We start from the raw sequence: 23468 nt of genomic DNA on the forward strand, positions 1-23468 counted from the left end.
CGCCGCATTGTAGCATCGTGTTAATCCATAACCGAGTATCCCTATGTCTGAGCCAAAACGGCTGTTTTTTGCGATTGACTTACCCGACGACGCGCGCGCGCAAATTATCGCCTGGCGCGCCGCCCATTTTGCGTCTGAAGACGGACGCCCCGTGGCAGCGGCGAACCTGCACCTGACGCTGGCCTTTTTAGGCGACGTCAGTAACGATAAGCAGCGCGCGCTTGCGCAACTGGCCGGACGAATTCGCCAGCCGGGCTTTACGCTACATCTGGATGACGCCGGTCAGTGGCTGCGTTCGCGCGTGGTGTGGCTGGGGATGCGCCAGCCGCCGCGCGGGTTGTTGCAGTTGGCTAATATGCTGCGCGCGCAGGCCGCCCGCAGCGGTTGTTACCAAAGCCCGCAGCCTTTTCACCCGCATATTACGCTGCTGCGCGACGCCAGCCATACGGTGGCTATCCCGCCGCCGGGCTTTTGCTGGTCATTTCCGGTCACGTCGTTTGCGCTTTACGCCTCTTCGTATGGGCAAGGCCGTACCCGCTATGCCGAGCTGCAGCGCTGGACGCTGGGCGAATAATAATGAAGGAATGTCGATGCTATTCTCACCCCCTTTACAACGCGCTACGCTGATTCAGCGCTATAAACGTTTTTTAGCCGATGTGATCACCCCTGACGGTACAACGCTTACGCTGCACTGTCCTAATACCGGCGCGATGACCGGCTGCGCCACGCCTGGCGATACCGTCTGGTATTCGACATCAGAAAATACTAAACGCAAATATCCGCATACCTGGGAATTGACTGAAACGCAATTCGGCGCATTCATTTGCGTGAATACGCTGCGGGCGAACCAGCTAACGAAAGAAGCGATTCAGGAGAATCGCCTGCCGGCGCTGGCGGGGTACAATATTCTGAAAAGTGAAGTCAAATATGGCGCCGAGCGCAGCCGTATAGATTTTATGTTACAGGCAGATTTCCGCCCGGACTGCTATATTGAAGTGAAATCGGTCACGTTAGCGGAAAAAGAAAACGGTTATTTTCCCGACGCCATCACCGAACGAGGGCAAAAACATCTTCGGGAGTTGATGGGCGTTGCGGCGGCAGGTCATCGCGCGGTGGTGGTGTTCGCGGTGCTGCACTCCGCCATTACACGTTTTTCACCCGCACGTCATATCGATATAAAATACGCGCAGCTATTGAGCGAGGCTCAGAATAAAGGCGTGGAAGTTTTAGCTTATAAAGCAGAACTTTCAGCCCAAAAAATGGAACTGAACGAACCAGTACCCATAACGTTGTAGTGGAATAACAGCCTGATTATTAAGTATTCTGGCCGCGTGCGTAAATACGCTTTTCCTCACAGGGTTGTCAAGTGTTACGTTTAGATAATTGCTATCCGGAAAAGCATCTGCTATTTATAGCGACCTGATTTTCCCCCGAACATGGGGATCGATAGTGCGTGTTAAGGAGAAGCAACATGCAAGAAGGGCAAAACCGTAAAACATCGTCCCTGAGTATTCTCGCCATCGCTGGGGTGGAGCCGTACCAGGAGAAACCGGGCGAAGAGTATATGAACGAAGCCCAGCTATCGCACTTCAAGCGTATTCTTGAAGCATGGCGTAATCAACTCCGGGATGAAGTCGATCGCACTGTGACGCACATGCAGGACGAAGCCGCCAACTTCCCCGATCCGGTCGATCGCGCCGCGCAGGAAGAGGAGTTTAGCCTGGAGTTACGTAATCGTGACCGTGAGCGCAAACTGATCAAAAAGATCGAGAAGACGCTGAAGAAAGTGGAAGATGAAGACTTCGGTTATTGCGAGTCCTGCGGAGTGGAGATTGGTATCCGCCGCCTGGAAGCGCGTCCAACAGCCGATCTGTGCATCGACTGCAAAACGCTGGCTGAAATTCGCGAAAAACAGATGGCGGGTTAATCCCGTTCGTTTCTACCCTATTTATGACAGGCGGGAGTTTTCCCGCCTTATTCTTTATTGCCCGCAGCATGACTGACTCACACTATATTGGCCGTTTCGCGCCGTCGCCATCCGGCGAACTGCATTTCGGCTCGTTAATCGCCGCCCTCGGCAGCTATCTACAAGCCCGTGCGCAACGCGGAATTTGGCGCGTTCGCATAGAGGATATCGACCCCCCACGTGAAGTTCCCGGTGCCGCAGCGACCATTCTGCGCCAGCTGGAACATTACGGCCTGCACTGGGATGGCGAGGTCTTATGGCAATCACAGCGTCATGAGGCTTATCGCGAGGCGCTGGCCTGGCTTCACGAGCAGGGACTGAGCTACTACTGCACTTGCCCCCGCTCGCGCATTCAGCGTCTGGGCGGTATTTACGACGGCCATTGCCGGACGTTATACCACGGGCCGGAGAATGCCGCCGTCAGAATTAAGCAGCAGCATCCGGTGATGCGTTTTCATGATACCTTGCGCGGCGACATCCAGGCTGACCCACAGCTGGCGAGCGAAGATTTTATTATCCACCGCCGCGACGGACTGTTTGCTTATAATCTGGCCGTGGTGGTCGACGATCATTTTCAGGGGGTGACGGAGATCGTCCGCGGCGCAGATTTAATCGAACCCACTGTCCGACAACTTTCGCTGTATAAACAGTTTGGCTGGCGTGCGCCAGGTTACGTGCACCTTCCGCTGGCGCTCAACGAACAAGGCGCTAAACTTTCCAAGCAAAATCATGCCCCTGCGCTTGCGACAGGCGATCCGCGCCCGGTACTGGTCCAGGCATTGCGCTTTTTAGGCCAACGCGCCGTCGTAGCGTGGCAGGAGATGTCTGTTGAGGAGTTGCTGCGCTTTGCGGTGGCGCACTGGAGACTTACAGCCGTACCCACATCGGCTAATGTAAATCCGGCATTCTCAAATGCGTCTCGCTGAGCTATGATTAGCCGCTATTTTTGCTCATCGTCTTTCGCATTGCTGCGGCGTTAATGATGCTTACAGCCCAGGTCGCGTTGTTCTCTTACGCCCGTCTGCCGTAATGCGAAAGACATAGAGTAAGTTGATCTTATTAATGTATGACACTACCGAGGTGCGCTATTTTTACCCGAGTCGCTAATTTTTGCCGTAAGGTGTTAAGCCGCGAGGAGAGCGAGGCAGAACAAGCCGTCGCCCGTCCACATATGACGATTATCCCGCGTGAACAGCACGCTATCTCCCGCAAAGATATCAGTGAAAATGCCCTCAAGGTACTGTACAGGCTGAACAAAGCGGGCTATGAAGCCTACCTGGTCGGCGGCGGCGTCCGCGATCTCCTGCTCGGCAAAAAGCCGAAGGATTTCGACGTGACCACCAACGCAACACCGGATCAGGTACGGAAATTATTCCGCAATTGCCGTCTGGTGGGACGTCGTTTCCGCCTGGCTCACGTGATGTTTGGCCCGGAAATTATCGAAGTGGCAACGTTTCGTGGTCATCATGAAGGCAGTGAAAGCGACCGTACGACCTCCCAGCGTGGGCAAAACGGTATGCTGCTGCGCGATAACATCTTCGGCTCTATCGAAGAAGATGCCCAGCGCCGCGATTTCACCATCAACAGCCTTTACTACAGCGTAGCGGATTTTACCGTGCGCGATTACGTCGGCGGAATGCAGGATCTGCAAGAAGGCGTGATTCGCCTGATCGGCAATCCGGAAACGCGCTACCGCGAAGATCCGGTTCGAATGCTGCGCGCCGTGCGTTTCGCTGCGAAGCTCAATATGCGTATCAGCCCTGAAACGGCTGAGCCAATCCCGCGTCTGGCTACCTTGCTAAACGACATTCCTCCCGCGCGCCTGTTCGAAGAGTCGCTGAAGCTGTTGCAGGCGGGGAACGGTTTTGAAACCTATCAACAACTGCGGGAATACAACCTCTTCCAGCCGTTGTTTCCTACCATTACGCGTTATTTCACCGAAAACGGCGACAGCGCAATGGAACGTATCATTGCGCAGGTGTTGAAGAATACGGATAACCGCATCCGTAACGAGATGCGCGTTAATCCGGCATTTTTGTTTGCCGCCATGTTCTGGTATCCGCTGCTGGAGATGGCGCAAAAAATCGCTCAGGAGAGCGGTCTGGCCTATTACGATGCTTTCGCGCTGGCCATGAATGACGTGCTGGATGAAGCCTGCCGTTCACTGGCGATCCCGAAACGCCTGACCACGCTTACCCGTGATATTTGGCAGCTTCAGTTACGGATGTCGCGACGCCAGGGCAAACGCGCCTGGAAACTGATGGAACATCCCAAATTCCGCGCCGCGTTTGATTTACTGGAGCTGCGCGCTCAGGTGGAAAATAATACTGAACTGCAACGTCTGGCGCAGTGGTGGGCCGAGTTTCAGGCTTCCGCGCCGCCGGAACAAAAAGGGATGCTCAACGAGCTGGACGACGATCCTGCTCCACGCCGCCGCCGTTCACGTCCGCGCAAACGCGCGCCGCGCCGCGAGGGCACCGTATGACGATCGCGTATATCGCGCTTGGCAGTAATCTGGCCTCTCCGCTGGAGCAGGTCAATGCCGCCCTGAAGGCTATCGCCGACATTCCCGATAGCCGTATCGTCACGGTGTCTTCGTTTTACCGCACGCCGCCGCTTGGTCCACAGGATCAGCCGGACTATCTGAACGCCGCGGTGGCGCTGGATACCGCCCTCGCCCCCGAAGAATTGCTTAACCATACCCAGCGCATTGAGCTGCAACAGGGCCGGGTGCGCAAAGCCGAACGCTGGGGGCCGCGCACGCTGGATCTCGACATTATGCTGTTTGGCGATGAAGTCATTAACACCGACCGTCTGACCGTACCGCACTACGACATGAAAAACCGCGGTTTTATGCTGTGGCCGCTGTTTGAAATCGCTCCTGATCTGATCTTTCCGGATGGTATCAGCCTGCATCAGCATCTCACCCATCTTGGTGCTGCAAAACCCGCCCACTGGTAAAACATCGCCTCCCCTTTAGCGTTTACTGCTTTAACGCCAAACGATTGCTTAAATCAATTGCCCCCCTGAATATGACTGTTAGAATGCCGGGAAATATAACTTTTACCATCAGGAAACGTTATGAAACCCACCACCATTTCACTGCTGCAGAAATGCAAGCAAGAGAAAAAACGCTTCGCGACAATTACCGCCTACGACTACAGCTTCGCTAAGTTATTTGCCGACGAAGGTATCAATGTGATGCTGGTTGGCGACTCGCTGGGCATGACGATTCAGGGGCATGACTCCACTCTGCCTGTCACCGTGGAAGATATCGCTTACCACACTCGTGCCGTGCGACGTGGCGCGCCCAACTGCCTGTTGCTCTCCGACCTGCCGTTTATGGCTTACGCCACCCCGGAACAGGCATGTGAAAACGCGGCTATCGTGATGCGTGCGGGGGCCAATATGGTCAAAATTGAAGGCGGCGCCTGGCTGGTTGATACGGTGAAAATGCTCACCGAACGCGCCGTGCCGGTTTGTGGTCATCTGGGGCTAACGCCACAGTCGGTGAATATCTTCGGCGGCTATAAAATTCAGGGCCGCGGCGATGCCGGACAAGTGCTGCTGGATGACGCTTTGGCTTTAGAAGCCGCTGGCGCTCAACTGCTGGTGCTGGAGTGCGTGCCGGTTGAGCTGGCGAAGCGCGTCACGGAAGCGCTGTCGATTCCGGTGATCGGCATCGGCGCGGGCAACGTCACCGACGGTCAGATCCTGGTGATGCACGATGCGTTTGGCATCACCGGCGGCCATATTCCCAAATTCGCGAAAAATTTCCTTGCCGAGGCGGGCGACATGCGCGCCGCCGTACGGCAGTATATGGCTGAAGTGGAGTCCGGCGTTTATCCGGGCGAAGAACACAGCTTTCACTAATTTTTCTGACCGTGCCGGATGGCGACGCGACGCGTCTTATCCGGCCTACCGATCCTCAACGGATGTAGGCCTGATAAGCGCAGCGCCATCGGGCAGGATCATCAAGCAACTCAAGGAGTTTTGTTGTGCTAATCATTGAAACCCTGCCGCTGCTGCGCCAGCATATTCGTCGTCTGCGTCAGGAAGGTCAACGCGTCGCACTGGTTCCCACCATGGGCAACCTGCACGACGGCCATATGAAGCTGGTCGATGAGGCAAAAGCCCGGGCTGATGTGGTGATCGTCAGCATTTTCGTCAACCCGATGCAGTTTGACCGGCCGGACGATCTGGCGCGTTATCCGCGCACGCTGCAGGAAGATTGTGAAAAGCTGAACAAACGCAAAGTCGATTATGTCTTTGCGCCAGCCGTTGAGGAAATCTACCCGCAGGGGCTGGAAGGCCAGACGTACGTTGATGTTCCCGGCCTCTCCACCATGCTGGAAGGCGCCAGCCGTCCGGGCCACTTCCGCGGCGTCTCGACTATCGTCAGCAAGCTGTTCAACCTGATCCAGCCGGATATCGCCTGCTTTGGCGAGAAGGATTTCCAGCAACTGGCGCTGATCCGCAAAATGGTGGCGGATATGAGTTATGACATTGAGATCGTCGGCGTGCCGATTATTCGCGCCAAAGACGGTCTGGCGCTCAGCTCACGTAACGGTTATCTGACCGCAGAGCAGCGCAAAATTGCGCCGGGTCTACACAACGTGATGAATAGCATCGCTGAAAAACTGATTGCGGGTAATCGTGAGCTGCAAGAGATTATTGCCATTGCCGAACAGGAACTGAATGAAAAAGGCTTCCGTGCCGACGACATTCAAATCCGTGATGCCGACACGCTGCAGGAGCTGACGGAAACCAGCAAACGCGCAGTGATTCTGGCCGCCGCCTGGCTGGGTCAGGCGCGTCTGATCGATAATCAAAGCGTTACATTAGCCCAGTAGACAGGGGTTAAAAATCGGGCAATACTGCCTGAGAATTTCCAAAGCAGGCCACAAGCGCCTGCTTAGCCAAGGTAAACGACAGGGTAAAGAAGTTATGATTCGCACCATGCTGCAAGGCAAGCTCCACCGCGTAAAAGTCACGCAGGCGGACCTGCACTACGAAGGTTCCTGTGCCATTGACCAGGATTTCCTTGATGCCTCCGGTATTCTGGAAAACGAAGCGATTGATATCTGGAACGTGACCAATGGGAAACGTTTCTCAACCTATGCGATTGCGGCTGAACGCGGCTCCAGAATCATCTCGGTGAACGGTGCGGCGGCGCACTGTGCTGAAGTTGGCGACATTGTGATTATCGCCAGCTTCGTCACAATGTCTGATGAAGAAGCGCGTACATGGCGTCCGAAAGTGGCCTATTTTGAAGGCGACAACGAAATGAAGCGCACCGCGAAAGCTATTCCGGTACAGGTTGCCTGATTTTCAATAATAGGACAACCCTTCCAGAAAAACATATTTTGGGACGGGTTGTCTTTTTTTTAAATCACCAATAAATAATATTATTTATTATTTATCTTATTGCTTAAATAATAAAAACATTAGCTTTACTTAAAAGAACATAAAGTATTTCTAATGGATAGTTTTATTCCTTTTCATCGCAACTCTCTATAAAATCCGCCTCGAAATATAATATTTCAACAAATAAGATATATAAATATATTTTATTTATCTTTATCACTAAAATATGGATATTCTAAATGTTTTTCAGAAAATATGGCGTAGCCGCTTTTATTGCAATGACTTTGGGTGCCGGGTCTGCAATGGCAGCAGATCCAGATACGGGTACTATTACTTTCCACGGTCTGGTTTCTAACAATACCTGTAAAATCTCTCTTGATAATAAAATAGATCAAGACGGTAATGATTTTGACATTACTCTGGATACCGTTTTTGTTAAAAACTTCGCTACCGCACTGGGTGCTAACAGTACTCTGGGCGAAAAACAGTTCACCCTGAATCTGAGCGAATGTGATAACGCAACGGTAAAAGATGCCTCCGCTCAGTTTAATTCCTGGGGTGGTTCCAGTTCAACGTCAGGTGGTCTGTTAGTACCACCGGCTAATCTGCAAGGTGCAGCAGAAAACGTTAACCTGGTGCTGGCTAACAACGGTAACGGCGCTACCGATCTGATCAAAATTGACCAGACTAACAACACGCAGAAAGCCACTATTTCCGCTGATGGCACCGGTGACCTGTTCTACCGCGTAGCCTACACCCAGGGCCAGAAGTGGAATGCAGACACCAGCCCGGTAACGGCAGGAACCGTACAGGCACAAGTTGCCTTCACCGTTATTTATAACTAATCCTTTGTATTTAAAAAGATTAGCCAATCCCTCAGCGGCTGTGCTGGGGGATTTTAATTTTAAAGTATACCTACAGGGAGGGTAAAATGGTCAATACGGTTATTACAAAGGGATTTAAAACCACCTGCTTCGCTGCCGCGGCCTTCACGGCATTTGCCACATTCCAGGTAAACGCGGATATCGTCATATCCGGAACACGTATTGTGTACCCAGCGTCATCAAAAGACGTGATTGTGAACCTGGATAACCGGGGCAATAAACCTCTACTGGTGCAAACCTGGCTGGATGACGGGCGTGACGGTGTTGACCCGCAGGAGCTAAAACTGCCGTTTGTCATTACGCCTCCGGTATCTCGTATCGATCCACAAAAAGGGCAATCCTTGCGTATTACGTATATGGGTAGCGCATTACCTCAGGATCGGGAATCGCTGTTTTGGTTTAACGTGCTGGAAATTCCGCCAAAATCAAAAGCGAAAGAAGGCGAGAGTTTAAATCAACTTCAACTCGCCTTTCGCACGCGGATCAAATTATTTTTCCGCCCGGATGGCCTGAAAGGCACGCCTGGCGATGCGGCGGCAAACCTGAAATGGTCGCAGAAAAAAGAAGGCAATACGCTTTCACTATTTGCCCAAAATGACAGCGCGTACAACGTTTCTATTTCCAACGTAAAATTTAAAGTGGGCGGTAAAGAATATACCGTCGACAGCAAATCCGTTTTACCCTTTAGCGGGGTCAGCATGCCCGTAAAAGGCCTTTCGAATAATATTAACGGTACCGTTATCTATAACACCATTAATGATAATGGCGGCACAAATAAACGAGAAGCCAAAATAGACTAATCAATTATAACAATTACGTACCAATGTAGTGGGCCATTCTGGCCCACGTTAATTATTCGGAAAAACAATGCTATTTCAACGCTCATTATTATGTCTTACTATTGGCGCTGCACTCCCTTTTTCCGTTTCTGCTGCAACTTCCGCAGCAGAAAAAAACGTTGCTGAGTCGGACGAAGCCGTAGAATTTAACGAACAATTTTTACTTAATAGCAGCGCTAATATCGATATTAGTCGCTATGCATATGGCAACCCGGTGCTTGCCGGAACCTATCGTGTGAAAGTGAATCTTAACAATGCGTTGAAATCTACCTCTGAAATTACCTTTAATGAAAACGGTACGCCACGCGCCAGTGCATGTCTGACGCCGCTTTTACTCACCCAGGCAGGTGTTGATCCCGCCGCAATGCGCGATGACGTCGAGGTCGACGACAACACCACGTGTCTGGATATAAAAAAATACTACCCCGGTGCGACGGCGAATTACGATTCCGGCAAACAGGCCATGGATCTCAACTTCCCGCAGATTTATATCCTGAAGCGTCCTGCCGGGTATGTTGACCCCTCACTGTGGGAAGATGGCGTTCCGGCGGCCATCGTCTCTTACGATATGAACGCCTGGCACAGTGAAGGCAATGGCACAACGTCCGATACCGCTTACGTGGGGCTACGTTACGGTTTAAATATGGGACCGTGGCGTTTGCGTTCCCGAGGCAGCCTTAACTGGAACAAAGATACCGGTAGCGAATACAACAATCAGGACGTTTATTTACAGCGAGATATCACCGCGCTGAAAGCGCAAATGGTGATAGGCGACTCCTATACCCGTGGCGATGCGTTTGACTCCTTCAGCCTGAGCGGGATACGGATGTATAACGATGACCGCATGTTACCGATGGGCTCCAGCAACTACGCGCCTGTTATCTGCGGCGTCGCCAACAGCAATGCCAAAGTCACGGTGATGCAAAGCGGCAATAAAATCTACGAAACCACCGTACCGCCGGGGGCATTCGAGATTAACGACCTTAGCACCACAGGTTATGGTAACGATCTGCTGGTCACCGTAGAAGAAGCGGACGGCAGCAAACGCAGCTTTACCGTTCCCTTTTCGTCAGTCACCCAAATGTTACGCCCCGGCGCGACGCGCTGGGATATCGGCGTCGGCGAGCTGAACGATGATTCTTTGCATGATAAACCGCAGGTGGGTTACGCGCAGTTTTACTATGGCCTGAACAACACCTTTACCGGCTATATCGGCGCGCAATATACCGATATGAATTTCTATGCTGGGTTATTAGGTCTGGCAATGAACACCGGTATTGGCGCATTCGCCTTTGATGTGACGCAATCTCACGCCAGTATTGATGATTTAGGCACGCTCAGCGGGCAAAGCTACCGGCTGACCTACAGCAAAATGATCGAGGCGACCAATACCTCATTTAACGTCGCCGCTTATCGTTTTTCTACTGAAGACTACCTCAGCCTGAATGACGCCGCGTCTTTGCAAGACAGCGTTAAACATCAGCAATATGCGCAGCAAAGTTATCGCTCAGGCGATGAGTTATATGACGATTACCAGCGTACCAAAAATCAGGTGCAAATCAGCATCAACCAGCCCTTAAACCAGGGAGAAACAACCTGGGGTTCTGTGTATGTCAGCGGAACATGGCAGGACTACTGGAATGATGCGGGCTCCACGGCCAACTATAGCGTGGGTTACAACAACAGTTTTGCCTACGGCAGCTATAGCGTGTCATTACAACGCGCCTATGACCAGAACGGCAGTAAAGACGACAGCGTCTATTTAAGTTTCAGTATTCCGTTGAGTATGTTCTCGCACAACGGGGAACGCTCTGGCGGTTTCTCCAATATCAACATGGGCCTGCGTTCTGACATGAAGGGCGGTACTAACGTCAACTCCACCGCCAGCGGTAATACCAAAGATAGCGACATCAGCTACTCCGTGAGCGCCACCTCCAGCAGCGGTAATTACGGCAACCTGAATCAGGTAAGTGGCTTTGGCTCCCTTAACAGCAGCTATGGCCCATTAGGGCTTTCCGCCTCGTTTGGCGACGACAATAGCCAGCAATATTCCGCCAGTTACAGCGGTGGCATGGTGCTGCATTCTGGCGGCGTGGCGTTCGCGCCGGGCAGCATTGGCGAAACCGACGCTGTCGCCATGGTGAAAGCCAGCGGCGCACAAGGCGCAGGACTGGGCTACAGCAGCAGCGAAATCGGCAGTTCGGGCTATGGCATTTTACCGTATATGTCAGCCTACCGCGAAAACCGGGTGTCGCTGGATATCAGCACGCTGGAGAACGATGTTGAAATCAAAAGCACCAGCACGGTTACCGTACCGCGTAGCGGCGCCGTCGTGCTGGTGAATTTTGAAACCGATGAAGGTCGCTCACTGATTCTGGAATTACTGCGTAGCGATAAAGGCTTTATTCCTTTAGGCGCAGATGTCCTTAACGAGAAAAATGAAACTGTCGGTACCGTAGGCCAGGCCGGACAGGCGTACGTGCGCGGCGTAGAACAGCAAGGCGAACTTCGCGTGGTGTGGGGCAGTGGTAAAGAAAGCACCTGTACAGTGCGTTACCAATTAGCTGAAACCACGGCAAAAGCGGGACTCACCCCCGTACTGAGTAATCAACTTTGTCACATGTAATGACCTGTTTAGGGAAAAACTAATGAGAGTTTATATGAAAAGAAACCGCCTCAGTCTTCCCATCGCGGCACTTGCCGTAATGGCAGCTTCTGGAAGCGCGCTTGCCGCTAACTCCACTAACCTGGATGTTAACTTCACGGCCACAATTTTAGAGACGACGTGCAACATGAAACTGGTCGGTGGTACAGGCTCCGACACGGTACAGGAATTAATCATTGGTAATAGTAGTGGTGAAGTTCGTATTGATGATGTAAGAGCGGGAACAGCAACGGCAGATTTTAAATTAGTGATTGTTGAATGCCCGGCATCGCTTCAATCATTAAAGACATCAATCAACGGAACGCCATCCGGGTATTCAACAAAAATATTAACGAATGGAACAAAAGGCTCAGCCGACTATATGGGGGTGTCAGTAGCGCGCGCATCCAAACCAGATGAACCTTTTGTTATTAACTCCACCGCCGATTCAGAACGTCTGGTCTGGAGTGAGGTAGAAATTAACAATAAAGAGGTTCCGCTGATCGCCATCATGAAAGAGACCAAGGCAAATTCGGCTACCACCGGGGCTTTCTCAGCCGTTGCGACTTTCGTATTTAGCTACGAGTAATTAACGCAGATCTACGGAGCATCACTATGAAATTTACATCAGCTTTAATCACATTATCCGTTTCTGCCGTCTTATTCTCTGGAGTGGTCAGAGCCGCTATTACCGGTACCGACAGTGTACAAATGACCTTTAAGACCACAGTGACAACCGGTACCTGTAAAGCTATCGTCGTTAATGGTGACGGAAAAAATGTCAGCACCATTGGCTATGGTGAGACATATAAATCGGATCTTAACAAGAAAGCGATGCCGCTGAGCATTGTCTTGAGCAATTGTTCCGGCGTAACCATCGCAGAAGTAGAAGCAAAAGCGGGCACCGGCGGCACCTGCTCCGGTGATAATTTAGACGGCGATTCTTACGCGGCGGGCCTGAATACCGCCTTCGAAATTTGGGGCGGCGATGCAGACACGGGGGTGAAACTGTCTTGTAAAACGCCACCAGCCGCACAGAAGGTGACCATTACCAACGGTGCGGGTACCTACCCAATGACGTCACGCATTGTGGTGGCAAACGGTAAAAGCCTGAGCGACGTCACCGCCGGCGATGTCACGGCTCCGGTCACCTTTGTTGTGACATACCCTTAATTTTCAGGTGCTTTGTTCATGCAACAATTACTGTTTCTTTTACGCCAGCCCGGTCTTGTGTTGCTTATGGGTCTGACGGGCGGGTTTTGGTCTGGCATCAGCCAGGCGGGTTCCAATTTGGATATCAATCTGACCGCCAGTATTGTTAACAGCACCTGCAAACTCAGTCTGGAAAATGGGGGGGAAGTCTACCTTCCCAACGTCACGCGGGCATGGTTTTACAATAACGACGGCAGCAGTAAATATGCGCCTACCGACGAAGCGGGCGGCACGCCTTTTAATGTGCGTCTCGAAAACTGTGCAGATAACAGTAGCATCAAGCAGTTGATGTTCAGTTTTACGCCGCAATCCGGTTTTTGGAGCAACCAAAACCAGGTTTTCAAAAATGATGCCACAACAGGCGCGGCGCAAAACGTTGGTATCGTCATTTTCTCGGCAGACTATAAAACTAACGTCTTAAACAGCGATGGCAGTTCTAACGTGGTTTACGACGTCAGCGGAAAAAGCAGTTCGCTGTATTTAACGGATTATCAGTTTTACGCGCGCTATCAGAATACGGGCGCAGTTGTCAGCGGCGTTGTCACCAGCAACGTGTTGGTTGACGTCAGCTACGAATAAAAGGATTTATGATGAAGCTATCCCCTTATCTGGCCGCACTGTTATTGTTGAGCGCATCCGGCGCAGCCTATGGTGCTATGGAATGTAAATTTTACAATGGCGATACACGACAGATAATGTCGCCAGGCGTTCAGCCAATCATTACCTTTCACCCCTCGGTGCAAACCGCCACGCTGCTGGCTAGCGGTATTACGATGGAATTAACGCCGGAAATGCATAGCCACTGTGCAGTGGGGGATGATGGAGAGAACATTTACCAGATGACGGACAACACCTTACTTGAAGGGTATGTCGACGGTAAGGCGTTGTTTCGCACTAATATACCCGGCATTACGTATGCCATTGGGTTATACCCCGCAGGGAAAGGCATTACCGGATGGTTTCCCGTCAATTCCGGTCAATATTATATGACCGCTTATGCTGACGACAACGAAGGCTATTTCAAGAATGAAAAAAAATGGTACGCCGTGATGGAAATCTACCAGATGCCCGGCTTTAATGGCGTGCCTTCAGGAGTCGGTTTTATTAGCTCAATCGGCGGCCCATTGGGGCGCATTGTTCTCGGAGACCCCGTAGGTTCTGAGTCTGACCATCCTCGCCCGCTAATCACCATTTCTGATATGATGTTTAACATTCCATTCTCCGAACCGACCTGTATTCTTACCGCGCCCACCACCGTGAATTTAGGTGATTGGTACCGAAGCGACCTGGAGAAAGATCAGACCACCGAGGTGCCTTTTCAGATTACCGGAACCTGTACCGGGACGATTGAAGTCTCGTTCGTGGCGAAATCCTCATATACCAATGCGGATAAGAACCTGTTCACCAACTCGATTACCAGCAACTCAAGCGTTACCGCGGCTGGCGGCGTCGGCGTAAAAATAAGCTCACCGGCCTATCCGCAAATTCATGCCGACAGTACGCCAGAAGTCATTGCCGTGGGCGAGATAATCGGGAGGCCGGTGACCTCAGTAAACGCCAACTTTAAGGCAAAGCTGGTCAAAACAGGGACGGAGGCCGTGACACCCGGTATTTTCGGATCGTCTGTCACCTTCCAGGTAACCTACGAGTAAACTACCCTTGCGGCTGGTTGCTGATCAGCCGCGACATGGTTTCCAGCGAATCCGTGCGCAGAATATACAGCCTTTTGAGCAACATCGGATTATCCCCCGGCTTCACCTTCCCTCTCACCGTGGTGACCGCCAGATGGAAACCGGCGTCTTTTGCTGCTTTGATAGCGGTCGCGTTATAGCCGCCAAAGGGATAAGAAAGATAAAATACGTGCGGAGTAAACTGTGCGAGCGCCCGCCGCGAGCGTTCAAAATCAAACAGAATATTATGGTAGCTGCGGCTATATAAAATCGGGCGACGATGCCCGTCTACCCGGTGTAAAAAGTGGGTATGCGACTGAAAATCAAAAACGTCGCTTATCTTGCGCAATTCGGACACGCTCATAAATTGCAGCGATCTGGGATTCCATGTTTGCGGATGGCGCTTAATACGCGATGAGATAATAAATGCCGTCGCTTTCATACCGTACTGCTTTAATACCGGATACGCATAGCGACTCACCGATTTAAGGCCATCGTCAAAGGTGATAACCACCGCGCGCGCCGGGAAATTGGCGCGGTTATGGATGTAATCCTCCAGTTGGTACATCGTCAACGTGGCATAGCCGCGATCGCGAAGCCAGGTCATTTGGTTGCTGAATGCCCGAACCGAAGTCGTGGTGGACGTATGGCGAAAACGGGTATTCTCTTCATCACGTAAGATGTGATGATAGGTCAAAATCGGAATGCCGTTGTCTTCCTGCGCATCCATGGCGCTGACATAAGCCAGCCTGTCGCCAATACGAATCTGATACCAGGTTTGATGTAGCCGGCCTTGCAGCTTGCTAATAATGGGGTAACGCAAATTATCCACCAATACGCCAAACGGGGCGCTACTGATGTCCGGCGCGTTATACACCGGCGTGTCCTTCCAGGTCACCAGATTCTGATTGCTGAGCGGCTTGTTAAGATCGCCCAGGCCATCTTCCACTTTTTGTTTTCCCTGCACGGATTCCAGATGGCCTTTATCGATAAACCCCACACCGAAGCCGAATTTAAAGGCATAATAATCAGCCGCAACAGGCGTTACGGAAAGAATTTGTCCGGCGCGGATATTCCCTACGGTCACCATTTTGTCGCCAATCTGCGACCAGATGGCGGCATCTTTCGTCGTTTGCATATAACGAGCGGGCAAGGCAGCCAACACATTACCGGCGAAAAAGAACAGCAAGATAAGAACAACGCGCATAACCATATATCATAACCGAGGCGAAAAAACGCCGTCATTGTAGCAAAAGCGTCGTCAATGGTATTGATCAAAACTCATACGAATCATGCAGCAATACAAAAGGCGGATTTTTCTGCTGCTGATGCCAGAGACTGGTGACATCCGGCGCGCCAAGCGCGACAATCTGGTCGCGAAATGCTGAACTGCTCATTGACTCTCGCCAGGTAATCATTTCCTCCATCAATGAATAGCTAACACCGGAAATAACTTCACATTGAGAATGTTTATGGCTCATCAGCGACGCTACACGATAAGGCGCCGCGCCGGAAATGTCGGTTAAAAATATCACGCCTTCACCGGAGTCGGTGGCATGGAGGGCGTCACACATCATGCGGCTGAGCATATTTACGCTTAACCCACGCCAGAAATTGACCGCCCGACACTGCGCCAACGGCCCATACTTCTTTTCAAGACCTTCGAGCATTTCCTGCGCCCGATCGTCATGACAGGAAATGACCCATCCCAGCATAACTTCTCCTCCATTGAGCTCCAATCCTGCATGATGTCAGCATGTTTTTTTGGCCGACAACACACTATGACCACGATCATTTTTTATTCAAAAAAATTTGCATTATTTTTAAAATTGTTAACAGCCTTCATAGAATCTGGCCCATTAAAGGGTAATCACGGCGATTCAATTAAACAAACACTCACCAAAATAATTGATTAAATATATATTATAAATATTTCATATTTATGTTTTCTGAATTTTTCTTCGCTCCGCAAAAATCATCGGACGTTATATTTACTCATTCGGCAATAAAAATAACAATAACTTTCCACACTATAGATATTGTTACTATGTCAATATTTATAATATCTTAAAGGATCAAAGATAATGAAACTCACCTTAAAAACACTCACTGTGGCACTGGCTGCCATCACCCTCTCCCCCGCCGCGCTGGCAGACACCGCCAAAGACGGCACCGTACATATCACCGGCCTCATTAAGCAAAACGCCTGTACGGTAAAAACGGATTCAGTAGAGGTGACATTACAGGACGAATTTGCCTCTCTTTTTACTGCCGCAGGGCAGACGGCAGGGGATAAAGACTTCACCATCGAACTCGAAAACTGCGACGCAAACGTCTACAGCAGTGTACAGGCGCGCTTTGAAGGCACACTCGACGGAACCGATGCGACCATCCTGAAAAATGAGGATGATGCTGAGAATATTGGCGTGCAAATTCTTGATAAATCTAGCACCCCTATGACCTTTAACGATCTTCAGGCATGGTCTGCCGCAGTCGTGCTCACAGAGGGGGTGACGGAACTCTCAATGCCTTTCACCGCCCGCTATATCTCCACCGCGGTTCCCGTTAAGTCGGGAACGGTCGATGCAACCGCAACATTCTATCTGCAATATAACTGATCCTGGTGGCCAGCGTCGGCTGGCCCCTTTGTTTATTGAGGTCATCAATGAATTCATTGGCTAAAGCAGGGTTGCTTTGTTGCCTGTTGTGCGGTTCGCTGGCGCATGCCGCAGGGATAAACATCGGCACAACGCGGGTTATTTTTCACGGCGATGCCAAAGATGCGTCCATATCGATAAGCAATAGCGACAACGTTCCCTATTTAATTCAGTCCTGGGCGCAATCGATCAGCGAAACCGGGGCGAGCGGCGATGCGCCGTTTATGGTCACCCCGCCGCTTTTTCGCCTTAATGGCGGGCAAAAGAACGTACTACGAATTATCCGTACCGGCGGCAATTTGCCGGAAGATCGCGAGTCGCTGTACTGGCTGGATATTAAATCGATTCCCAGCAGCAATCCGGACAATAAACACAACACACTCATGCTGGCCGTTAAAGCGGAATTTAAGCTGATTTACCGGCCAAAAGCGTTAACTCAAAAACCAGAAGAGGTTGCCGATCGGTTAACGTGGTCGCGTCAGGGTCGCACGCTCACCGTGAAGAACCCCACGCCCTATTATATGAACTTCGCCACCCTTTCCGTTGGCAGTCAAAAAGTGAAAGCCCCGCGCTATGTGGCGCCTTTCGGCAACGCGCAGTACACGCTGCCTGCCGCCGCCAGCGGCCCGATTATCTGGTCTATCATCAACGATTTTGGCGGTACTGGCCCCGAACATAAACAAACGCCTTGAGAAGAGTGACAGGGATGAGAGTGCCGATGCGCAAAAGGCAACACCGGGTATTTTATTTATCGCGCTGCGCTGTGTGTATCGCGCTGGGCAGCACGTTCGCACACGTTGCATGGGCGCGCGACTATTTCAATCCGGCATTTATTGAAAACCATGGGCAGGCGAGTCGCACAAGCGTCGATCTGTCGACATTTGATAACGACAAAAGCCAGCTGCCAGGCACCTATTACGTCACTATCAATATCAATAAAACAGAAATCGGCGCGCGAAACGTTGATTTTCAACTCACGACGCTCAGTGACGGTCAACAGGCATTACAGGGCTGTTTACGGCTCCAGGAACTAAAAGATAACGGCGTCAAAACCGACCTTTTTCCACCCCTGGAGAGTGAAAAAGGCTGCGTCGATCTCAGCGTTATCCCCGGCGCCAGCCAGCGGTTTGATTTTCAGCAACAGACATTATCAGTAAGCATCCCGCAACTCTACATCGCCAACAACGCGCGCGGCTACGTGCCGCCGGAAAAGTGGCAGGAGGGGATTACCGCGCTGATGCTGAACTACAGCTTCAGCGGCTATAAAGAGTACGGTTCCAGCGAAGATTCCGACGATGCGGAATCGAAGTATCTCGCTCTCCAGCCGGGTTTTAACCTCGGGCCGTGGCGTTTTCGCAACTACAGTAACTGGAGTTCAAATAACGGCGAGAGCGGTAGCTGGAACAGCGTTTATAACTATTTACAGCGCGACATTATCGCGCTGAAAAGCCAGTTCACCGCCGGAGACAGCAATACGCCATCCGACGTGTTCGACAGCGTACCTTTTCGCGGCCTCCAGCTCACCTCTGACGATCAAATGCAGCCCAACAGCCAGCGTGGTTACGCCCCGACGATTCGCGGCATCGCCCGCTCAAACGCGCAGGTTATCGTGCGGCAAAACGGCTATATCGCCTATCAGACCGCCGTTTCGCCGGGCGAATTTGAAATCAACGATATGTTTCCCACCGGCAGCAACGGCGACTATGACGTAACGGTAAAAGAAGCCGACGGCAGCGAACAGCATTTTATCGTGCCCTACTCTTCGCTGCCGATTCTGCAGCGCACCGGACGGGCAAAATACAGCGTGACCGTGGGTAAATATCGCGATTATAACAACCACACGCTGGACGACTTCGGCCAGGCAACCCTGCTGTACGGCCTGCCGTGGGGCATCACCCTGTACGGCGGCAGCCAGATTGCCGGCGATAAATACCAGTCCGTCGCCTTCGGCGTCGGGCAAAATATGCAGATGCTGGGGGCCATTTCCCTGGACGGCATCTGGTCGCACGCCAAATTTGACGATGGCCGCAAAGAAGTCGGGCAATCCTGGCGCGTCCGCTACAGCAAGGGCGTCGTCAGTACGGGCACCACGTTTTCGCTGGCCGGCTATCGTTACGCCAGCGAAAACTACAATTCGCTGAGCGAGGTGATCAACCCGGACGACGATTTTTATGATAACTACGGCAAGCGCCATAATCGTTTCGAAGCCTCGGTCAACCAGCAAATTAGCGATACGCTCGGTTCCTTAACGCTAAGTTGGGTCAAAGAAGATTACTGGCACAGCGCGCAGCAGATGGAATCTCTGAGCGCCAGCTACAACAATAGCTGGGGTCCGGTGAGCTATACGCTGAGCTACAGCTATAACAAAAACACCTACCAGTACCGATCGGACAATGACGATGATGATAACGACGACGATCGTTATAACCAGAACGATCGGCTGTTCACGTTGTCGCTGCATGTTCCGTTTACGGTGTTCGATTCCAGGCTATACGCCAGCTATATGCTGAACACGCGTAAGCATGATGCCACGGTGAACAGCACCACCCTTAGCGGCACCGCGCTGCGTGACAGAAACCTGAACTGGTCGTTACAGCAGAGCCACAGCACACAAGACGGTGATTCCGGCGGGGTAAACGCCAGCTACAAAGGCACTTATGCCAACCTCAACGCCGGTTACAATCAGTCGCCAGATAGCCAACAGGTCAGCTACGGCATCAGCGGCGGCATTCTGGCGCACGAAAACGGTATTACCCTGAGCCAGCCGATTACCGGCGCGGCGATTTTAATTAAAGCGCCCGGCGCCAGCGGCGTTTCGGTTGAAAACCAGACCGGCGTCGCCACCGACTTCCGGGGTTATACGGTGATCCCCAACGTCACGCCGTATTATCGCTACGATATCTCGCTCGACAGCAGCACGTTTGCCGACAACGTGGATATTCCGCTCAACAACCAGACCGTCTACCCGACGCGTAATGCGGTGGTGCGCGCGGCGTATGACACGCATAAGGGCTATCGCGTGTTGTTAACGCTGACGCGCAGCAATGGCGAGCCCGTGCCCTTTGGCGCGACGGCAAGCGTCGATGGGCAGGATGCGAACCTGGCCAGTATCGTCGGCGATAAAGGCCAGGTCTTCCTCAGCGGCCTGCCGGAAGAGGGCCTGCTGCTGGTGAACTGGGGAAGCGCCTCTTGCCGCGCGGATTACCGCCTTGATATCAGCAAAAATATGAACGGCATCGTGATAGCGAACGCCGTCTGCCAGTGAGGAACACAATGAAGAATTTATGGATGCTGCTGGCGCTGGCGCTATTTTCAGGCCATGCGCTGGCAGAAGGAACGATGGGCAACGGAAGCGGCTGGTGTCAACCCACCAACGGCACGCATAATTTTCCTTTTAGTTTTAATCAAACCATTACCGATACGGATGGGAACCACACGGGAACCATCGTTGAAGAGCACTGGTCAGCTGGCGGAGAATATTCGGCTAAATGCGACTGCGATAACAGTGATTATCGCGGGTACAACTATTTCACCGCGACCACCGGCGATCTGACGCAGAAAGGCACGCACAGCGAGACGCGATACTACGGACATATGGATTACTATGTCCTCGTGGCAGGCAAACTGGAAATTGGCACCGAAGCGTATGTAGCCGGGAAGTTGAACCAGAATATTCCTGTCCCGTTTTCCTCAATCAGCAATGAAGATAGTTCCGCAGGCGGCTGTGGCGATGCAGAAATGAAATCAATGACGGCGGGCAATAAAGGCACGGTAAGGATTTATATTACTCATCCTTTGGTCGGTGAAATCTCGATCCCGCAAACAACGATCATGAATCTCTATTTATCAAAAACGCCGGGCAGCAGCGGAGATAATATTCCCCCCGCCGTTCCCCCTGTCGCGCACGTCACCATGTCCGGAACTATTACCGTGCCGCAGTCCTGTTCCATCAACGCCGGGCAGGTTATCGAGGTCAGGCTGCCGGATATTGAGGGCAAAGATATTCGTAATCTCGGCGACAGTCCGCAGAACTCGCACGTCACCACGCAAGTAAACTTTACCTGTAGCAACGTGGCGGACGGCACCAACCTGTCAATGTCATTGAACGGAGAAACCGATCCGCACAACCCGGAATACCTGAAAACCGACAATGAGAATTTAGGGATACGGATTTCCGATAAATACGATAAGACCATCGTTCCCGGCGGTAGCGCCGAATTGCCGATTGAAGATTACACAGACGGTAAAGGCAGCACCGAGTTCACCGCCGCGCCGGTCAATACCACCGGACATGTTCCCCACACCGGAGAATACCAGGCTACCGCCACGCTGGAGATTCAGATTCGCTGAGAGAAGCGTTGGGTTTCAGCAAGCCCCCCCCACCTACAGTCCCGTAACCCATTGATATTACGGGCCCGTAGATGGGGTGAAGCAAAGTGCAACCCAACGCCCCTGTCAACGCTTAACTGCGCAACCCGCGCCCACGCTGGATCAGCGACCAGCACAGCAGGTAGAAAGCGGCGATAAAGATCACCAGTACGCCAAACGTCGTCACCAGCGGCACATCATGGATACCCAGGAAGCCGTAGCGGAAGCCGCTGATCATGTAGACGATCGGGTTCAGGTGCGACAGCCCTTGCCAGAACGGCGGCAACAGCGTCAGCGAGTAAAATACCCCGCCGAGGTAGGTTAGTGGCGTCAGCACGAAGGTCGGGATCAGGCTGATATCGTCAAAGGTTTTCGCAAACACGGCGTTCAGCAGTCCGGCCAGCGAGAACAGAATCGCGGTCAGAATCAGCGTTAGCGCGACAAATACCCAGGAATGCACCTGGAAAGGCACGAAAAAGAGCGAAATCGCCGTCACCAGAATCCCCACGCACAGCCCGCGCGCCACGCCGCCGCCGACAAATCCGGCGATGATCACATGCGTTGGTACCGGCGCGACCAGCAGCTCCTCAATATTGCGCTGAAACTTGGCGCTAAAAAATGACGACGCGACATTCGCGTAGGAGTTAGTAATGACCGCCATCATAATCAGGCCCGGCACAATAAATTGCATATAGCTAAAGCCATGCATTTCGCCGATGCGCGAACCAATCAGGTTGCCGAAAATAATAAAATAGAGCGTCATGGTGATGACGGGCGGCACCAACGTTTGCACCCAGATCCGCATAAAGCGGTGGATCTCTTTCGCCCAGATGCTTTTAAGGGCAACCCAGTAAAGCTGCATCATGCGCGATCTCCTTGTTTTTCATGCACCAGCGACACAAACAGTTCTTCCAGACGGTTGGCTTTATTACGCATACTTAATACCTGAACCCCCTGCTCGCTCAGTTGGCTAAAGACGCTGTTAACCCCCTGCTCGCGTAACACTTCCACCTCCAGAGTCGAGGTATCCACCAGACGATATTGATAACCCGTAAGCTTAGGTAGCGGGCTTTTTGGCGCTAAATCCAGAATAAACGTCTCCGATTTCAGCTTTGAAAGCAGATTTTTCATGGAGGTATTTTCCACCAGCTCGCCGTGCTGAATAATACCGATATTGCGGCACAGCATTTCCGCCTCTTCCAGATAGTGGGTGGTGAGAATAATGGTGGTGCCTTTGGCGTTTAAGTCTTTCAGGAATCCCCACATCGAGCGACGCAATTCGATATCGACACCCGCCGTCGGCTCGTCGAGAATCAATAGCTTAGGCTCATGCATCAATGCGCGGGCGATCATCAGGCGGCGTTTCATCCCACCGGACAGCATCCGCGCGCGTTCATGACGTTTTTCCCACAGATCGAGCTGTTTTAAATACTTTTCGCTACGTAAAACCGCCTCTTTATGCTCTACGCCGTAATAACCGGCCTGATTCACTACGATCTGTTGCACCGTTTCAAACGGGTTAAAGTTAAATTCCTGTGGTACCAGTCCAAGCTGTCGCTTGGCGTTAACCACGTCTTTTTCCAGGTCATAACCAAAAACGTTAACGCGCCCGGACGTTTTATTCACCAATGAGCTGATAATACCGATGGTGGTCGATTTCCCTGCTCCATTTGGCCCCAGAAGCGCGTAAAAATCCCCCGCTTCGACCTGCAAATCTATGCCGCGCAGCGCCTGAACGCCGCCGGGATAGGTTTTTTTAAGTTGTTGAAGTTCCAGCGCAATGGTCATAAATTCTCACTTACTTTACGTTCTTACACTTTATATATGGTTTAAATAACTACGGAGTTGCCCTATATTAGCC

Annotated in this window: 24 protein-coding genes; 20 read left to right on the forward strand and 4 right to left on the reverse strand. The window is 51.9% G+C overall.

Annotated elements, in window-relative coordinates; translation table 11 throughout:
- The first annotated feature begins 43 nt into the window (after positions 1 to 43).
- The 16 genes from thpR (at position 44) to K8W53_RS18260 (ending at position 14564) form a co-directional block, all read left to right on the forward strand.
- Complete coding sequence (gene thpR, locus K8W53_RS18185; protein WP_001294175.1) at positions 44 to 574, forward strand: RNA 2',3'-cyclic phosphodiesterase; 531 nt, start codon at positions 44 to 46, stop codon at positions 572 to 574.
- A gap of 16 nt (positions 575 to 590) precedes the next feature.
- Positions 591 to 1295: a DNA/RNA nuclease SfsA gene (gene sfsA / locus K8W53_RS18190; protein WP_000899408.1), complete on the forward strand. Its 705-nt coding sequence runs from the start codon at positions 591 to 593 to the stop codon at positions 1293 to 1295.
- A 176-nt stretch (positions 1296 to 1471) separates the two neighbouring features.
- Positions 1472 to 1927 (forward strand): RNA polymerase-binding protein DksA, encoded by a 456-nt coding sequence (dksA, locus tag K8W53_RS18195; protein ID WP_001155232.1) that lies wholly within the window; start codon positions 1472 to 1474, stop codon positions 1925 to 1927.
- Between the two features lie 68 nt (positions 1928 to 1995).
- Positions 1996 to 2892 (forward strand): tRNA glutamyl-Q(34) synthetase GluQRS, encoded by an 897-nt coding sequence (gluQRS, locus tag K8W53_RS18200; protein WP_023223803.1) that lies wholly within the window; start codon positions 1996 to 1998, stop codon positions 2890 to 2892.
- A gap of 161 nt (positions 2893 to 3053) precedes the next feature.
- Positions 3054 to 4451, forward strand: coding sequence for a polynucleotide adenylyltransferase PcnB (gene pcnB / locus K8W53_RS18205; protein ID WP_204355897.1), 1398 nt, complete (start codon positions 3054 to 3056; stop codon positions 4449 to 4451).
- Complete coding sequence (folK, locus tag K8W53_RS18210; RefSeq protein ID WP_000150777.1) at positions 4448 to 4927, forward strand: 2-amino-4-hydroxy-6-hydroxymethyldihydropteridine diphosphokinase; 480 nt, start codon at positions 4448 to 4450, stop codon at positions 4925 to 4927. Before pcnB ends, folK begins: the two co-directional genes overlap by 4 nt.
- 120 nt (positions 4928 to 5047) lie before the next feature.
- Entirely contained in the window at positions 5048 to 5839 is a 792-nt protein-coding gene (gene panB / locus K8W53_RS18215; RefSeq protein WP_000805489.1) for a 3-methyl-2-oxobutanoate hydroxymethyltransferase, read from the forward strand.
- Between the two features lie 125 nt (positions 5840 to 5964).
- Positions 5965 to 6819: a pantoate--beta-alanine ligase gene (gene panC, locus K8W53_RS18220; protein WP_017441534.1), complete on the forward strand. Its 855-nt coding sequence runs from the start codon at positions 5965 to 5967 to the stop codon at positions 6817 to 6819.
- A 94-nt stretch (positions 6820 to 6913) separates the two neighbouring features.
- Positions 6914 to 7294 (forward strand): aspartate 1-decarboxylase, encoded by a 381-nt coding sequence (gene panD / locus K8W53_RS18225; protein WP_000621526.1) that lies wholly within the window; start codon positions 6914 to 6916, stop codon positions 7292 to 7294.
- Positions 7295 to 7572: 278 nt separating this feature from the next.
- Positions 7573 to 8178 (forward strand): fimbrial protein, encoded by a 606-nt coding sequence (locus tag K8W53_RS18230; RefSeq protein WP_000466114.1) that lies wholly within the window; start codon positions 7573 to 7575, stop codon positions 8176 to 8178.
- 86 nt (positions 8179 to 8264) lie between these two features.
- The gene (locus K8W53_RS18235) at positions 8265 to 9017 is read left to right on the forward strand and encodes a fimbrial chaperone (RefSeq protein WP_017441535.1); all 753 of its coding nucleotides are present in this window, start codon (positions 8265 to 8267) and stop codon (positions 9015 to 9017) included.
- Positions 9018 to 9084: 67 nt separating this feature from the next.
- Positions 9085 to 11682 carry an outer membrane usher protein gene (locus K8W53_RS18240; protein WP_058654871.1) on the forward strand — a complete coding sequence of 866 codons (2598 nt, stop codon included), beginning with the start codon at positions 9085 to 9087 and terminating at the stop codon, positions 11680 to 11682.
- Between the two features lie 22 nt (positions 11683 to 11704).
- A complete protein-coding gene (locus tag K8W53_RS18245) occupies positions 11705 to 12289 on the forward strand; it encodes a fimbrial protein (protein ID WP_001267119.1) in 585 nt (194 codons plus the stop codon).
- A 26-nt stretch (positions 12290 to 12315) separates the two neighbouring features.
- Complete coding sequence (locus K8W53_RS18250; protein WP_000673424.1) at positions 12316 to 12873, forward strand: fimbrial protein; 558 nt, start codon at positions 12316 to 12318, stop codon at positions 12871 to 12873.
- 18 nt (positions 12874 to 12891) lie between these two features.
- Entirely contained in the window at positions 12892 to 13491 is a 600-nt protein-coding gene (locus K8W53_RS18255; protein ID WP_001186616.1) for a fimbrial-like protein, read from the forward strand.
- 11 nt (positions 13492 to 13502) lie between these two features.
- The gene (locus K8W53_RS18260) at positions 13503 to 14564 is read left to right on the forward strand and encodes a fimbrial protein StkG (RefSeq protein WP_023203635.1); all 1062 of its coding nucleotides are present in this window, start codon (positions 13503 to 13505) and stop codon (positions 14562 to 14564) included.
- A 1-nt stretch (position 14565) separates the two neighbouring features.
- Here K8W53_RS18260 and K8W53_RS18265 read toward each other — a convergent pair whose 3' ends face one another.
- Positions 14566 to 15795 (reverse strand): polysaccharide deacetylase family protein, encoded by a 1230-nt coding sequence (locus K8W53_RS18265; protein ID WP_000245316.1) that lies wholly within the window; start codon positions 15793 to 15795, stop codon positions 14566 to 14568.
- 61 nt (positions 15796 to 15856) lie between these two features.
- Positions 15857 to 16297 carry a PTS sugar transporter subunit IIA gene (locus K8W53_RS18270; RefSeq protein WP_000901960.1) on the reverse strand — a complete coding sequence of 147 codons (441 nt, stop codon included), beginning with the start codon at positions 16295 to 16297 and terminating at the stop codon, positions 15857 to 15859.
- A 369-nt stretch (positions 16298 to 16666) separates the two neighbouring features.
- Here K8W53_RS18270 and stiA point away from each other — a divergent pair, with 369 nt between their 5' ends.
- From stiA to K8W53_RS18290, 4 genes are read left to right on the forward strand one after another with little or no spacing between them, the layout of a single operon-like run.
- The gene (gene stiA, locus K8W53_RS18275; protein WP_017441540.1) at positions 16667 to 17200 is read left to right on the forward strand and encodes a Sti fimbria major subunit StiA; all 534 of its coding nucleotides are present in this window, start codon (positions 16667 to 16669) and stop codon (positions 17198 to 17200) included.
- Between the two features lie 47 nt (positions 17201 to 17247).
- Complete coding sequence (gene stiB, locus K8W53_RS18280; protein ID WP_023223800.1) at positions 17248 to 17931, forward strand: fimbrial biogenesis chaperone StiB; 684 nt, start codon at positions 17248 to 17250, stop codon at positions 17929 to 17931.
- A gap of 26 nt (positions 17932 to 17957) precedes the next feature.
- A complete protein-coding gene (locus K8W53_RS18285; protein WP_023223799.1) occupies positions 17958 to 20504 on the forward strand; it encodes a fimbrial outer membrane usher protein in 2547 nt (848 codons plus the stop codon).
- A gap of 8 nt (positions 20505 to 20512) precedes the next feature.
- On the forward strand, positions 20513 to 21589 hold the full coding sequence (locus K8W53_RS18290) for a fimbrial protein (RefSeq protein ID WP_023223798.1): 1077 nt from the start codon (positions 20513 to 20515) through the stop codon (positions 21587 to 21589).
- 112 nt (positions 21590 to 21701) lie between these two features.
- Here the strand turns inward: K8W53_RS18290 and K8W53_RS18295 are convergent, their stop codons facing one another.
- Together K8W53_RS18295 and K8W53_RS18300 are read right to left on the reverse strand one after the other, a co-directional pair.
- Positions 21702 to 22472 carry an ABC transporter permease gene (locus K8W53_RS18295; protein ID WP_000983418.1) on the reverse strand — a complete coding sequence of 257 codons (771 nt, stop codon included), beginning with the start codon at positions 22470 to 22472 and terminating at the stop codon, positions 21702 to 21704.
- Entirely contained in the window at positions 22469 to 23395 is a 927-nt protein-coding gene (locus K8W53_RS18300) for an ABC transporter ATP-binding protein (protein WP_000150619.1), read from the reverse strand. Before K8W53_RS18300 ends, K8W53_RS18295 begins: the two co-directional genes overlap by 4 nt.
- Positions 23396 to 23468: the final 73 nt, after the last annotated feature.

It is taken from the genome of Salmonella sp. A29-2, assembly GCF_020150755.1.
GTDB lineage: Bacteria > Pseudomonadota > Gammaproteobacteria > Enterobacterales > Enterobacteriaceae > Salmonella > Salmonella enterica.